This is a genomic window from Pseudomonas cucumis (genome assembly GCF_030687935.1).
Classification (GTDB): domain Bacteria; phylum Pseudomonadota; class Gammaproteobacteria; order Pseudomonadales; family Pseudomonadaceae; genus Aquipseudomonas; species Aquipseudomonas cucumis.
The window spans coordinates 5,555,523-5,568,734 of record NZ_CP117454.1 but is presented as its reverse complement, the minus strand read 5'-3'; the positions used below and the strand labels follow the sequence as shown (position 1 = coordinate 5,568,734).

14 protein-coding genes and 1 pseudogene are annotated in these 13,212 nt (G+C 58.6%); 7 read left to right on the top strand and 8 right to left on the bottom strand.

Features of this window, described 5'->3' with window-relative positions; genetic code table 11:
* Nucleotides 1-34 precede the first annotated feature (34 nt).
* Nucleotides 35-1,942: an esterase EstP gene (estP, locus tag PSH97_RS25355; RefSeq protein WP_305447122.1), complete on the bottom strand. Its 1,908-nt coding sequence runs from the start codon at nucleotides 1,940-1,942 to the stop codon at nucleotides 35-37.
* A 409-nt stretch (nucleotides 1,943-2,351) separates the two neighbouring features.
* Here estP and PSH97_RS25350 point away from each other — a divergent pair, with 409 nt between their 5' ends.
* From PSH97_RS25350 to PSH97_RS25335, 4 genes are all read left to right on the top strand, one after another.
* The gene (locus tag PSH97_RS25350; RefSeq protein ID WP_305447121.1) at nucleotides 2,352-2,945 is read left to right on the top strand and encodes an aminodeoxychorismate/anthranilate synthase component II; all 594 of its coding nucleotides are present in this window, start codon (nucleotides 2,352-2,354) and stop codon (nucleotides 2,943-2,945) included.
* Between the two features lie 9 nt (nucleotides 2,946-2,954).
* Nucleotides 2,955-4,004: an anthranilate phosphoribosyltransferase gene (gene trpD / locus PSH97_RS25345; RefSeq protein ID WP_305447120.1), complete on the top strand. Its 1,050-nt coding sequence runs from the start codon at nucleotides 2,955-2,957 to the stop codon at nucleotides 4,002-4,004.
* Nucleotides 4,001-4,837: an indole-3-glycerol phosphate synthase TrpC gene (trpC, locus tag PSH97_RS25340; protein WP_305447119.1), complete on the top strand. Its 837-nt coding sequence runs from the start codon at nucleotides 4,001-4,003 to the stop codon at nucleotides 4,835-4,837. Before trpD ends, trpC begins: the two co-directional genes overlap by 4 nt.
* 128 nt (nucleotides 4,838-4,965) lie before the next feature.
* Nucleotides 4,966-5,667 (top strand): lipoate--protein ligase family protein, encoded by a 702-nt coding sequence (locus PSH97_RS25335; RefSeq protein WP_305447118.1) that lies wholly within the window; start codon nucleotides 4,966-4,968, stop codon nucleotides 5,665-5,667.
* A 24-nt stretch (nucleotides 5,668-5,691) separates the two neighbouring features.
* Here PSH97_RS25335 and crp read toward each other — a convergent pair whose 3' ends face one another.
* On the bottom strand, nucleotides 5,692-6,336 hold the full coding sequence (gene crp, locus PSH97_RS25330; protein WP_305447117.1) for a cAMP-activated global transcriptional regulator CRP: 645 nt from the start codon (nucleotides 6,334-6,336) through the stop codon (nucleotides 5,692-5,694).
* 250 nt (nucleotides 6,337-6,586) lie between these two features.
* Between crp and PSH97_RS25325 the strand changes: the two genes are divergently transcribed.
* Complete coding sequence (locus tag PSH97_RS25325; RefSeq protein WP_007941657.1) at nucleotides 6,587-7,009, top strand: OsmC family protein; 423 nt, start codon at nucleotides 6,587-6,589, stop codon at nucleotides 7,007-7,009.
* Between the two features lie 24 nt (nucleotides 7,010-7,033).
* A pseudogene (locus tag PSH97_RS25320) lies at nucleotides 7,034-7,237 on the top strand (adenosylmethionine decarboxylase); the annotation flags it as partial.
* Between the two features lie 117 nt (nucleotides 7,238-7,354).
* On the opposite strand, the gene coq7 reads toward PSH97_RS25320, so the two are convergent.
* The 6 genes from coq7 to hemJ all read right to left on the bottom strand — a co-directional run bounded on the left by coq7 (nucleotide 7,355) and on the right by hemJ (nucleotide 11,980).
* Complete coding sequence (coq7, locus tag PSH97_RS25315; protein WP_008008345.1) at nucleotides 7,355-8,002, bottom strand: 2-polyprenyl-3-methyl-6-methoxy-1,4-benzoquinone monooxygenase; 648 nt, start codon at nucleotides 8,000-8,002, stop codon at nucleotides 7,355-7,357.
* Nucleotides 8,003-8,203: 201 nt separating this feature from the next.
* Nucleotides 8,204-8,542 carry a histidine triad nucleotide-binding protein gene (locus tag PSH97_RS25310; RefSeq protein ID WP_007906873.1) on the bottom strand — a complete coding sequence of 113 codons (339 nt, stop codon included), beginning with the start codon at nucleotides 8,540-8,542 and terminating at the stop codon, nucleotides 8,204-8,206.
* Nucleotides 8,543-8,624: 82 nt separating this feature from the next.
* Entirely contained in the window at nucleotides 8,625-9,413 is a 789-nt protein-coding gene (locus tag PSH97_RS25305; protein ID WP_305447116.1) for an SDR family NAD(P)-dependent oxidoreductase, read from the bottom strand.
* 62 nt (nucleotides 9,414-9,475) lie between these two features.
* Nucleotides 9,476-10,453 carry a DUF805 domain-containing protein gene (locus tag PSH97_RS25300; protein ID WP_305447115.1) on the bottom strand — a complete coding sequence of 326 codons (978 nt, stop codon included), beginning with the start codon at nucleotides 10,451-10,453 and terminating at the stop codon, nucleotides 9,476-9,478.
* Nucleotides 10,454-10,546: 93 nt separating this feature from the next.
* The gene (locus PSH97_RS25295; protein WP_305447114.1) at nucleotides 10,547-11,515 is read right to left on the bottom strand and encodes an NAD(P)H-dependent flavin oxidoreductase; all 969 of its coding nucleotides are present in this window, start codon (nucleotides 11,513-11,515) and stop codon (nucleotides 10,547-10,549) included.
* A 33-nt stretch (nucleotides 11,516-11,548) separates the two neighbouring features.
* The gene (hemJ, locus tag PSH97_RS25290) at nucleotides 11,549-11,980 is read right to left on the bottom strand and encodes a protoporphyrinogen oxidase HemJ (protein WP_007906869.1); all 432 of its coding nucleotides are present in this window, start codon (nucleotides 11,978-11,980) and stop codon (nucleotides 11,549-11,551) included.
* A 136-nt stretch (nucleotides 11,981-12,116) separates the two neighbouring features.
* Here hemJ and argC point away from each other — a divergent pair, with 136 nt between their 5' ends.
* Nucleotides 12,117-13,151 carry an N-acetyl-gamma-glutamyl-phosphate reductase gene (gene argC, locus PSH97_RS25285; RefSeq protein ID WP_305447113.1) on the top strand — a complete coding sequence of 345 codons (1,035 nt, stop codon included), beginning with the start codon at nucleotides 12,117-12,119 and terminating at the stop codon, nucleotides 13,149-13,151.
* The last annotated feature ends 61 nt before the right edge of the window (nucleotides 13,152-13,212 follow it).

The window sequence follows — 13,212 nt, the reverse complement described above, 5'->3', positions numbered from 1 at the left end:
CTGTAAGGCGGCCGCGTTTTTTATTGCCTGCGATTTAGAAGTCCAGCGCAACCCCAACGGTCAAACCTTGCTGGGTAAAGTCATCATCCTTGCGCAAGGTATAGCCGCCACGCAGCGCCAGGTCGGCGGTCAATTTGTGGCTGACCCCCAGGCTCAAGCGGTTGAGATGGCTTTGCGGCGTGTAGCCCTGAAGATTGAAGTCGAGGGACGGCAGGCTGCTGAGGGCGATATTCACTTTCTGGGTGTCGTCCTCGTATTCACGCTCGTGGGCATATTCGCCAAACACCTGGGTCTGACGGGTGAAGTTGTATTTGCCTTGCAAGCCGACACCCAGACGTTTCGAGTCTCGGGTCTGATCATCAAAGGTCAGCGCCGTGGAGCGGTTGCTGTTTTCCGAGTAGCCGTCGACTTCCACTTTGGCGTAATCGGCGCTGATGAACGGTGACAGGTGCCATTCGCTGCCCGGTTGGGCAATGTCGTAGCCGACGCGGGTACTGAAGGCCCAGAGGTGGCCATCGGTATCACCCTTTTCCGTGCCTTCGCTGACACCGAGATCGAACTTGCGCTCGAGATTGTCGTAATCCAGCTTGCCACCGGTCAACGCGGCATCGGCCCACCAGCGATTCTGCTGGAACTGGGCGAAAGCGGTCGCCAGATAGCTATTGAGTTTGTAGTCCGAATCGTTACTACCTGCTTCCAGGTTTTGGCGATAAAAGCCTGCTGCCACACCGACGCGCCAGGCGTCATTGAGCCGATAGCTGCCGCCGATATTCAGGTTGTAGCCGCTGCCATCAGCACTGGCGCCGCTGCTTTGGCTATCGACATCCAAATGCTGACCACCGCCGGCAACAATCGCGCGCCATTGGCCGACGGCCTGCCAGTTCTCCCAGTCGGATTGCCACTGGCTACGCAGTTCATCCTGGTGGGCGCGTAAGGTGGCGTGGGCCATTTCCGGTAGCAGCGTCAGTTCCCACGGCGCCGCCAGCAAGGAATACGCGTAATCGGCAATCAGCTTTTGCCCGGCTTCGGTGGGGTGAACCGAGTCGTTATAGATCAGCTTGCTCGGGTCCGGGGTGGCGCTGTTGATGCCATACACGGCGTTTTCCGTGCAACCGTTGCCGCTGAAGCAGGTAGCCGTCAGGTTCTGGCCGGTGGCGAGGCCGAAGCGTGCCGGGTCGGCGAAGGTTTCCTGCAACAGCAGTGGAATGTTCAGCGGAATGATTTCGGCATTGATCCCCGCGAGGCGTGTGACCAACTGCTGATTAAATTCGGTGCTCAGTTGTGAGATCGATGCTTGTAATGAGGTGCCATTGACGGCGGGTGCCAGTCCCAGGTCGGGCAGCAGCCAGACCACGATGTATTTGGCGCCGGCGCTTTGCAGGGTCTGCACGCTGTCGGCCAGGCGATCCGCCGCGGCGTTGGCCTGGGTGGTATTAAGCACGAGGCCTTGAAGGAAGTCGTTGCCGCCCCCGGAAATGTAATACAGCGCATTTGGATCGGCGCGGAAGTTGTTTGTCGGCAGATAACCTGCCCGGGTGCGTTCGCCCGTGGCGGATTCGGTCGTGATCGAGTCCAGAATCTGGTCGGTGCGGTAACCGCCGACGGCCCAGTTGTTGCCATCCGCCAGCCCTTGATTCGCGCGCGCAGCCGACGTCGAGGCGGCGGTCTGGTCAGGTGAGAACCCGAGGCGTCCACCCAACAATTGCGTGGAGTTCAGCGAGCGTAATTCACCACTGCCATCCAGGTAGACCGGGCCGGTCCGGTTGGTAAAACGCTGGGTCGCACCGGCAGGGCCGCCCGTGTCGGTAAACTGCCCGGCATCGTTGAGGCTGTCGCCGAAGACGACGAAATTCGAATAAGGGTTGGGCGCGGCGATCGCCTGGGAACAGGCAGCAGCGAGCAGGCATCCGGCGAGCGGTACAAACAACGTCTGTTTGATCATGAGCAAGTCCGTTTATTTATTGTTGTTGTAAACGAAACGACAGTACCAAAAACTTCCGGCCCTTTGCCATCTATCGCGAACCCTTCGCTTGTTTCGCGACCTGTCGCCCCGACCATATTGCACGCTCTGCCCAGCTAAGTTACTGTGCCGAGACGTATGAATGAGACCTTCCCCGTGTTGATCGTCAGCAAACTCCTGGATCAAGTCATCAAGGCACACGCCCGTTGGCGTTGGCGCGCCTGAATCTTTTCTGCCGGCCTGGCCGGACCTGTACCGCTTTGCCTTCTTTACCTGTATGAAATGCCGCTTTGCTGGCGCCACTCCAGCACCTGACAAAGCGCAGCGCACTGCGGGTAAATCATTCGAAGGCCGTATTAAAAGTCAGTGAATTCAAGAGGTTCTTAACGCCATGTTGCTGATGATCGATAACTACGACTCTTTTACTTACAACGTTGTGCAATACCTTGGCGAGCTGGGCTCCGAGGTCAAAGTCGTGCGCAACGATGAACTCACCATTGCCGAAATCGAAGCTCTCAAGCCTGAGCGCATCGTCGTGTCTCCCGGTCCGTGCACCCCGACCGAAGCCGGTATTTCCATCGAAGCGATCAAGCACTTCGCCGGCAAGCTGCCGATTCTCGGGGTTTGCCTGGGTCACCAGTCCATCGGCCAGGCTTTTGGTGGCGATGTGGTCCGTGCCCGTCAAGTCATGCACGGTAAGACTAGCCCGGTATTCCACCAGGACAAGGGCGTGTTCGAAGGTCTGAATCGCCCGCTGACGGTCACCCGCTACCACTCGCTGATCGTCAAGCGCGAAACCCTGCCCGATTGCCTGGAGCTGACCGCCTGGACCCAGCTCGAAGACGGTTCGGTCGACGAGATTATGGGCCTGCGCCACAAGACGCTGAACATCGAAGGTGTGCAATTCCACCCTGAGTCTATCCTCACCGAACAGGGCCACGAGCTGTTCGCCAACTTCCTCAAACAAACCGGCGGCACGCGCTAAGGACTTTCCATGGATATCAAGACAGCCCTGAGCCGTATCGTCGGCCACCTCGACCTCAGTACCGATGAGATGCGTGATGTCATGCGCGAAATCATGACCGGGCAATGCACGGATGCGCAGATCGGCGCGTTCATGATGGCCATGCGCATGAAGAGCGAAAGCATCGATGAGATCGTCGGTGCCGTGACGGCGATGCGCGAGTTGGCGGACAAGGTTGAACTCAACACCCTTGATGGCGTGGTCGATGTGGTCGGCACCGGCGGTGACGGTGCGAACATTTTCAACGTCTCCACGGCTTCCTCGTTCGTGGTCGCCGCAGCCGGTTGCACCGTAGCCAAGCACGGTAACCGTGCGGTGTCGGGCAAAAGCGGCAGTGCCGACTTGCTGGAAGCCGCGGGTATCTACCTGAACCTGACGCCGGTTCAGGTGGCGCGCTGCATCGACAACGTTGGCATCGGTTTCATGTTTGCCCAGACCCACCATAGCGCCATGAAGCACGCCGCCGGCCCGCGCCGCGAGCTGGGCTTGCGCACGCTGTTCAACATGCTCGGCCCGCTTACGAATCCGGCCGGTGTGAAACATCAGGTGGTGGGTGTGTTCAGTCAGGCGTTGTGCCGGCCATTGGCCGAAGTTTTGCAACGTCTGGGCAGCAAACACGTGCTGGTGGTGCACTCTAAAGATGGCCTGGACGAGTTCAGTCTGGCGGCTCCGACCTTTGTGGCGGAATTGAAGAATGATCAGATCAAAGAGTATTGGGTCGAACCCGAAGACTTGGGGATGAAGAGCCAGAGTCTGCACGGTCTGGCAGTGGAAAGCCCGGCGGCCTCCCTTGAGCTGATTCGCGATGCCTTGGGCAAGCGCAAGACCGAAAACGGTCAGAAGGCCGCCGAGATGATCGTGCTCAATGCCGGTGCCGCGCTGTACGCCGCCGACCATGCCAGCAGTTTGAAAGAAGGCGTTGCCCTGGCGCACGATGCGCTGCACACAGGCCTCGCTCGGGAGAAACTTGAAGAATTGGGTGCATTTACCGCGGTATTCAAAGTGGAGAATGAGGGATGAGTTTACCGACGGTTCTGGAAAATATTCTGGCCCGCAAAGTTCAGGAAGTCGCCGAGCGTCGCGCTCGTGTGAGTCTCGCGGAGCTGGAAAATCTGGCCAAGGCAGCCGATGCCCCCCGTGGTTTTGCCAAGGCATTGATTGATCAGGCCAAGACGAAACAGCCAGCGGTGATTGCTGAAATCAAGAAGGCTTCGCCGAGCAAAGGTGTGATTCGCGAGAACTTCGTTCCCGCCGACATCGCCAAAAGTTACGAGAAGGGCGGGGCGACTTGCCTGTCGGTGCTCACCGACATCGATTACTTCCAGGGTGCCGATGCGTATCTGCAACGGGCCCGGGCGGCGTGCAAGTTGCCGGTGATCCGCAAGGACTTCATGATCGATCCTTACCAGATCGTCGAATCCCGGGCTTTGGGTGCTGACTGCGTGCTGTTGATCGTCTCCGCACTGGACGACGTGAAGATGGCCGAGCTGGCTGCCGTGGCCAAAAGCGTCGGTCTCGATGTGCTGGTGGAAGTCCACGATGGTGACGAACTGGAGCGGGCCCTGAAAACCCTCGACACGCCGCTGGTGGGCGTGAACAACCGCAACCTGCACACCTTCGACGTCAATCTGGAAACCACCCTCGACCTGTTGCCGCGTATTCCGCGTGATCGTCTGGTGATCACCGAGAGTGGCATTCTCAATCGGGCCGATGTCGAGTTGATGGAAATCAGCGACGTGTACGCGTTCCTGGTCGGCGAAGCGTTCATGCGCGCCGAAAGTCCGGGTACCGAACTGCAGCGCCTGTTCTTTCCCGAGCGTGGCATTCCAGTGAGCGGTTCTACGCTCGACTGAATACAACTTCGCGTGCAGGCTCGCTCCCACAAGAGATCTACTAACATCAGAGATCCAATGTGGGAGCGAGCCTGCTCGCGATGGCGGCATAAGTAGCACCACAGACTTCATGTCCAACGGAATACCTTATGACCTCACCAACCCCTCTGACCATCGAAGCCGGCCTGCTCGCCGAACAGGATCTGTTGGCCCATGTGTGCACCGGTGAGTCGGAATTCGGTCTGCTGTTCTGGCAACCCACTGACCGCGCATTGGTCATGCCCCGCCGCTTGAATCGTCTGCCACAGTTCGAGGCGGCGTGCGAAGTCTCCGCTGCCGCCGGCTGGCCGGTACTGCTGCGTGAAACCGGCGGTGAGCCGGTGCCGCAATCGGCGTCGACCATCAACATCGCACTGGTTTATGCCCCACCGCGCAGCGAAGGCGATCTGAACCGTATCGAAACCGGCTACCGGCGTCTGTGCGATCCGATCTGTCAGTTACTGGATGAGCTGGGCGGCACTTCGTCGTTGGGCGAAATCGAGGGCGCATTCTGCGACGGTCGTTTCAACGTCAACCTCGATGGTCGAAAGATGGTCGGCACCGCTCAGCGTTGGCGCCAGAGCAAGGGCGGTCAGCGTCCGGTCGGCCTGGTGCACGGGGCGATGTTGGTCGATAACGAGCGAGAGTCGATGGTGGCGGCGGTCAATCGCTTCAATGCAGCCTGTGGCCTGGACCAGCGGGTTCGCGCTGAAAGCCACATCGCCCTGCATGAAAAATTTGCCGCTCCTGAGGCATTGGCCCGGCTCGATGCGCTGTACCGACAGTTGCTGGCAGAAATGCTCGGGGCTTGAGTTTAGGAACTTAAGTTTTCGAGCTTAGCGCGTACCGAAGACCACCATGGTCTTGCCTTTGACGTCGACCAGGTTGCGCTCTTCCAGATCCTTGAGCACGCGGCCGACCATCTCACGGGAACAACCGACAATCCGGCCGATTTCCTGACGGGTCACCTTGATCTGCATGCCGTCCGGGTGGGTCATGGCGTCTGGTTGCTTGCACAGCTCCAGCAGGCAGCGCGCCACGCGACCGGTAACGTCGAAGAACGCCAGGTCGCCAACCTTGCGCGTGGTATTGCGCAGGCGCTGTGCGATTTGTCCGCTGAGCACGTAAAGAATGTCTGGATCCTGTTGGGACAGCTCGCGGAATTTCACGTAGCTGATTTCCGCGACTTCGCATTCGACCTTGGCACGTACCCAGGCGCTGCGTTCCTGTTCCAGGCCGGCTTGCTCAAACAGACCCAGCTCGCCGAAAAAGTCGCCGGAATTGAGGTAGGCAATGATCATTTCACGGCCGTCGTCATCCTCAATCAAGATGGTTACCGAACCTTTGATGATGAAAAACAGCGTGTCCGAGCGGTCGCCTGCACAAATGATGTTGCTTTTGGCGGCATAGCGGCGGCGCTGGCAGTGCATCAACAGTTTGTCGAGGTTCTTGATTTTGGGTGTGGGGGTAATAGCAACCATGGTTGTATCCCGAAAAGACTGCACGGTGTGTTTGTTTTTTGTAGGCGCTGGCGAGGCCTGCGATCCCTTTTATTCGCTGCAAAAGCTGGCTATGCGCCATTGGTTTGGCGCCAGCTTAACAGACACATTCCTTCAAGATTCGAGAATTTGCCTACGACGCAGATGGTTATGTCCTAGGAAGGCGAAACGCTGCCAATCAAGGGCCCTGTGCTAAGCTGGCGACCCTTTTTTATACAGTGGAGTCTTGGCGATGAAGGCACGCATCCAATGGGCTGGCGAAGCCATGTTCCTCGGTGAATCTGGCAGCGGTCATGTCGTGGTCATGGATGGTCCGCCCGATGCCGGCGGTCGTAATCTGGGTGTCCGGCCGATGGAAATGCTCTTGCTGGGTGTTGGCGGCTGCAGCAATTTCGATGTGGTCAGCATCCTCAAGAAGTCCCGTCAGGCCGTCGAAAGCTGCGAAGCGTTCCTCGAAGCCGAGCGTGCGACCGAAGATCCGAAGGTTTTCACCAAGATCCACATGCACTTCGTGGTCAAGGGCCGTGGGCTGAAAGAAGCCCAGGTAAAGCGCGCCATTGAGCTGTCGGCCGAGAAGTATTGCTCGGCATCGATCATGCTCGGCGCGGCTGGCGTGGCGATTACCCACGACTACGAAATCATCGAACTCGGTTGAATCGACATTCAGCTGTCATGAAAGCGCGACGCGTACCAGATGACCGACGTGAACGTGTACCAGGAAAACCTGTTCCACACCAAAATGCTGTTGAAGCACTTCGAACTGGATAACTACCTGTTCGGCGACGCTACCATCAACCTGTCCTCTGAGCAGCGTGCCCAGGCGACTGTGCGTGTGAAACACGAAATGCTCGAAATCTTCTACGTGCGCAACATGCAGGGCTAAGATTTTTCGGACACAAAAAAGGCGACTACTTCGAAGTAGTCGCCTTTTTTATGTCTGTCGAAAAAAACTGTGGGAGTGGGCTTGCTCGCGAAGAGGCCCTATTTAACAACCCGATCCTCAGATCCGATAAGTACTCTTTGTCATCACCTTGGCCAACAAACTCATCCCGAACTTCACCGGCGCCGGAAAACGAAATCCCCCCGCATCCAGCGCGCTTTCGGCGTGGTGTTCTTCATCGATGCGCATCTGCTCCAGGATCGCCCGGGATTTTTCGTCCTCGGCTGGCAGTTGCTCAAGGTGTTCGTTCAGGTGTTTGCAGACCTGATGCTCGGTGGCAGCAACGAAACCCAGGCTGACTTTGTCGCTGATCAACCCGGCGACCGCGCCAATCCCGAATGACATACCGTAGAACAGCGGATTGAGGATGCTGGTATGGCTGCCCAACTGATGAATGCGTTGTTCGCACCATACCAAGTGATCGATTTCTTCTTCGGCGGCGTGTTCCATGGCAGCGCGCACTTTCGGTAGCTTGGCGGTCAGGGCCTGACCTTGGTACAGCGCCTGGGCGCAGACTTCGCCGGTATGGTTGATGCGCATCAAACCGGCGACGTGTCGGGTGTCCTCGTCGCTCATTTGCGCATCCGGCTGCACGATGGCAGGCGACGGACGGTAGGGCTGACCACTGAAGGGCAACAAAGTACGCATCGCGGCATCGGCTTGCAGCAGAAGACGGTCAATCGGCGAGTAGTGACGTTGGGTAGTCATGCTGACCTCCGGGAAGAATCTCGGCGGTCAGTTTAACCCAATCGGCCGGGGGAGGGTTTGCGCTGGGTCATTTCCGGTGGGAGCGACACTAATCCTTGTAGGAGTGAGGCTTGCCCGCGAAGCTTTTGGCGCACTTGTGGACGCCTTCGCGGGCAAGTCGGATCGCCGTACCGCTCGCTCCTACAAGGGGAGGGTGGTGAATCAGCCCGGCGGCCAGTGCATCTGGCGCTGACCCAGCACATGCATATGAATGTGATAGACGGTCTGCCCGCCCAATTCATTGCAGTTCATGACTACCCGGAAACCTTCTTCACAGCCCAATTCCAGTGCCAGACGCTGGGCCGTGAACAGAATGTGCCCGGCCAAAGCCTTGTCGTCCTCGGTGAGGTCGTTAAGGGTACGCACCGGCTTCTTCGGGACTACCAGGAAATGCACGGGGGCCTGTGGTGCGATGTCGTGGAAGGCCAGTACCTGGTCGTCCTCGTAAATGATCTTCGCCGGGATTTCCCGGTTGATGATCTTGGTGAACAGAGTATCCACAGCTGTTTTCTCCGTTGTTTGGGCTGGCCTGAGTGTAACCATGGGTTATCTCAGAGCCCAGTCTTTTGCCTTGAGGATTTGATCAGCGCGGGCAATAGGCTTTGTTGACCATGCCCGCGATTGTTCGGGTCAGCCAGCGTGAGCCAAGCCGCGGCAGGAACGCAAACCAGCGATTCAGGCGACCGGGGATAATAATGGCGCGATTTTTCTCCAGCGCACGCACGGTATAGAGCGCGACTTCTTCTGGGCTCATCAGCAGTTTGCTCTCGACCAGTTTGTCGGTGTCCAGTTGCGCGGTGCGGAAAAACGCCGTGCGGGTCGGGCCGGGGCAGAGTACCGACACATTGACCGCGCATTTCTTCAGTTCGACGCGCAAACCTTCGGAAAAATGCAGTACGTAAGCCTTGCTGGCGTAGTACGTGCTCATCCATGGACCGGGATGAAACGCCGCGACCGAGGCGACGTTCAGAATCTGCCCGCCACCCTGCAAGGCCATGCTGTTGCCGATGGCATGACACAAGCGAGTGAGGGCCAGGATGTTCACTTCGATCAAGTCCTGCTCGGTCATCCAGTCCTGGGCCAGGAACGGACCGCAGGTGCCGATACCGGCACAGTTGACCAGCAAATCTATCTGCCGGTCACCTTCCTCCAGCTCCAGCAAAAAACCGGACAGCCTCAGCGGCTCGCCCAGGTCACAGGCACGAAACAACACTTCCACACCAAAACGTTGAGTCAGTTCAATCGCAATGCTTTCCAGCTGATCACGCTGTCGGGCCACCAGAATCAGGCTGCGGCCGCGCCGGGCCAGCGCTTCGGCCATCGCCAGGCCGATGCCGCTGGAAGCGCCAGTGATCAGAGCGTAACGGGTCATGCAGTTCTCCATCGCAACAGCTCCGCGCCAGCGACGCAGGTGTCACGGGCGGGGAGCGCTGTTCATTCTTTCGCAGAGTCTACAGGGGCCTCGGCTGCTTCGGCTGCATCATCGGATGAATTTGGCGCTTGTTCGGCCTCTTCGGCCGGCTCGACTTCAACTTCGTCGGTGATCACCGAGCTGCTTTGATAGGTGCTACCGGTGGCGCTTTCATACTCATCCTGGATCGCAGTGAGGCCCCCAGTCAGCCCGCCGACGAACATGATCGCGATAAACACCAGCCACAGCGAAGCCAGCACTCTGACCGCGTTGCTGTTGGGCGGTGGGGGGGCGCCATATCGGTTGGCAGTGTTGTTACCCGGCACGATCATGATTACAAACGGAAAAACGCTGCCCACGACCGGCACAAGGTTCAGCAGCCAGAGCCAGCCGGACCAGCCGATATCGTGCAGGCGCTGCACGCTGAACTGGATGCTGATGAATGCGAGCACCACGACCAGGATAAAGGCCAGCAGGCCAGCGAGAATCAAGCCAGCAGTCGAGTCCGTGCTGATGAGCGCGAAGCCGAAAACAGCCAGCACGGAGCCAACGCCAAGCGTCACCAGCGTAAGAGCCATCGTCCAGGCCAGAAAGCGCAAGCGACCGATGCGGCCAACAAAACTGAATGCCTTGAGTGCAGAAAACTCCGGCAGTGCTTCGCCGACAGCGGCGCGGGGCGGTGCATAGGGAGAATCGGGATCTGCCGTGAAAGGTTGGTTGTTGGCAGGGGTGTGTTCGTGAACGTCGGACAGGTTCAGCTCGATCGAGGGTTCTGTTTCGATTCGGGCATCGATGCCGGTTTTCGTCAGTGCCTGAAGGTAAGTCTGCGCGTCGGTGTGTGACAGGTCGCGCTTGAGTGCAACTGTCCGGCCACTGAACAGGCGCTCGATGGCCGCGACATCGCTTTTGAACAGCTCGGCGAGATTGAGCTTCGCGGTGGTGGCGTCAACACCTGGCTGCAGAGCGCCATCGAAGACGATCTTGAAACGGTTTTCGCTCATGGCCGAGGCATCCTTGTCGCGAGAGTTTGTAATAGACGGTGTTGCAAGTATGGAGTGTAGGGCCAGTCGGATTGGGCTGGCCAAGTTTTTCTGTCAGCGCGGCCAGCGCTTGGGCAACGCCGCCGCCAGTTCCAGCGCCTTGCGGTATTCGGCATCGAGACGTGCGACCAGTTGATCGACGCTCGGCAGGTCATCGATTTCTCCGACGCCCTGGCCTGCGGACCACACGGTTTTCCAGGCTTTGGCTTCATCGCTTAATGGCTTGAGCTTGGAACCGAAATTCACCTCGCCCTTGCCTTGCAGGGCTGCCATGTCGAAACCGGCGGCCTCCAGGCTCCGACGCATGAAGCTTGCCGGTACCCCCGACACCGCTGGAGTATGGACGATGTCTGCGGCTCTGGAAGTCAGGAGCATCTCCTTATACGCGTCAGGCGCATGACTTTCCGTGGTACCGATAAATCGCGTACCGAAGTAGGCCAGATCCGCACCGAGCACTTGCGCGGCAAGAATCTCATGGCCATGGTTCAGGCAGCCGGCCAGCAGCAGGGTCTTGTCGAAAAACTGGCGAATCTCGGCGATCAGCGAAAACGGGCTCCAGGTCCCGGCGTGACCACCGGCGCCCGCAGCCACGGCGATCAAACCGTCCACGCCGGCCTCGGCGGCTTTTTCTGCGTGGCGACGCGTCGTCACGTCGTGAAACACCAGGCCGCCATAGCTGTGCACGGCGTCGACCAATTCCTTCACGGCGCCGAGGCTAGTGATCACGATCGGTACTTTGTGCTCGATGCAGATCGCCAGATCCGCCTGCAATCGCGGGTTGCTGTTGTGGACGATCAGGTTCACCGCATAAGGCGCGGGGTTTTCCAGTATCGCCAGTCCTGCTTCGATTTCTTCCAGCCAAGCCTTGAAACCGCTGCTCTCACGCTGGTTCAGCGCAGGAAAGCTGCCCACCACGCCATTACGGCAGCAGGCGAGCACCAGCTCAGGGTTGGAAATCAGGAACATCGGCGCCGCCACCACGGGCAGACGCAAGCGTTGTTCGAGCAAAGCGGGCAGCGACATTGGAAGTACCCCGGGTGAATGATGCTTGTTGGATTAAAACGGCCGAACGACGACCAGAATTACGATAGCCAGCAATATCAGAACCGGCACTTCATTGAACCAGCGATAAAAGACATGACTGCGGGTGTTTTCGCCACGGGCAAAACGTTTTACCTGTGCGCCGCACATGTGGTGATAGCCGATCAGGATCACCACCAGGGTCAATTTGGCATGCATCCATGCACCTTGGGTGAAGTAGGCGCTTGGGTTGAGACTGATCAGCCAGATGCCGAACACCAGGGTGGCGATCATCGCCGGGCCCATGATGCCCCGGTACAGCTTGCGCTCCATGATGCTGAAGCGTTCCTTGCTGACGGTGTCTTCGCTTTGGGCGTGATAGACGAACAGGCGCGGCAGGTAAAACAGGCCGGCAAACCAGCAGACCATGCTGACGATATGAAGCGCTTTGAGCCACAGATAAAGCATTTTTAGTTATTCCCAGGGTTCACGGTAGCGAAGATAGTAGGGGGTGAAGCGCCCGCACGTCACCTTGATGGTTGTCGCAGGGCCGCGCGGCCCCTATCATCGACGGCTTTCCAGTGGGTTCGTTGAGGGCAGGTTTATGGTCAAGGTCGGTATCGTCGGCGGCACGGGTTACACCGGTGTCGAACTGCTGCGTCTGTTGGCACAGCATCCGCAAGCTGAAGTGGTGGTGATCACTTCCCGATCCGAGGCCGGCCTGGCCGTGGCCGACATGTACCCGAACCTGCGAGGTCATTACGACGGCCTGGCATTCAGCGTTCCGGACATCAAGACCCTCGGGGCCTGCGACGTAGTGTTCTTTGCCACACCGCACGGTGTCGCCCATGCCCTGGCGGGTGAATTGTTGGCTGCCGGGACCAAGGTCATCGACCTGTCGGCAGACTTCCGTCTGCAAGACGCCGATGAGTGGGCCAAATGGTACGGCCAGCCGCACGGTGCGCCGGAATTGCTGGAGGAAGCGCTCTACGGCCTGCCGGAAGTCAATCGCGAGCAAATCAAGCAAGCGCGTCTGATTGCTGTGCCGGGTTGCTATCCGACTGCCACGCAATTGGGTTTCCTGCCATTACTTGAAGCCGGTCTGGCCGATACCACGCGTTTGATTGCAGACTGCAAATCCGGCGTCAGCGGCGCCGGTCGTGGTGCCTCGGTAGGTTCGCTGTACTCCGAGACGTCGGAAAGCATGAAGGCTTACGCCGTCAAAGGGCACCGTCACTTGCCGGAAATCCGCCAGGGCTTGCGTCGTGCAGCGGGCAAGGACGTGGGGCTGACCTTCGTTCCGCACCTGACTCCAATGATTCGCGGTATTCACTCGACGCTCTACGCGACTGTCGTGGATCGCTCGGTGGATCTGCAAGCGTTGTTTGAAAAGCGCTATGCCAACGAACCGTTCGTCGATGTGATGCCTGCCGGCAGCCATCCGGAAACCCGGAGCGTGCGCGGTGCCAACGTTTGCCGCATTGCCGTGCATCGTCCGCAGGATGGTGATCTGGTGGTGGTATTGTCGGTGATCGACAACCTGGTCAAAGGCGCGTCGGGTCAGGCGGTGCAGAACCTGAATATCCTGTTCGGCCTGGATGAGCGTCTGGGCCTGTCCCATGCGGGCATGCTGCCGTAAGGCTTTATCCCGCTCAGCAAAAAGGCCCGTCGAACGGGCCTTTTTGTATTTTGGTCTGGCA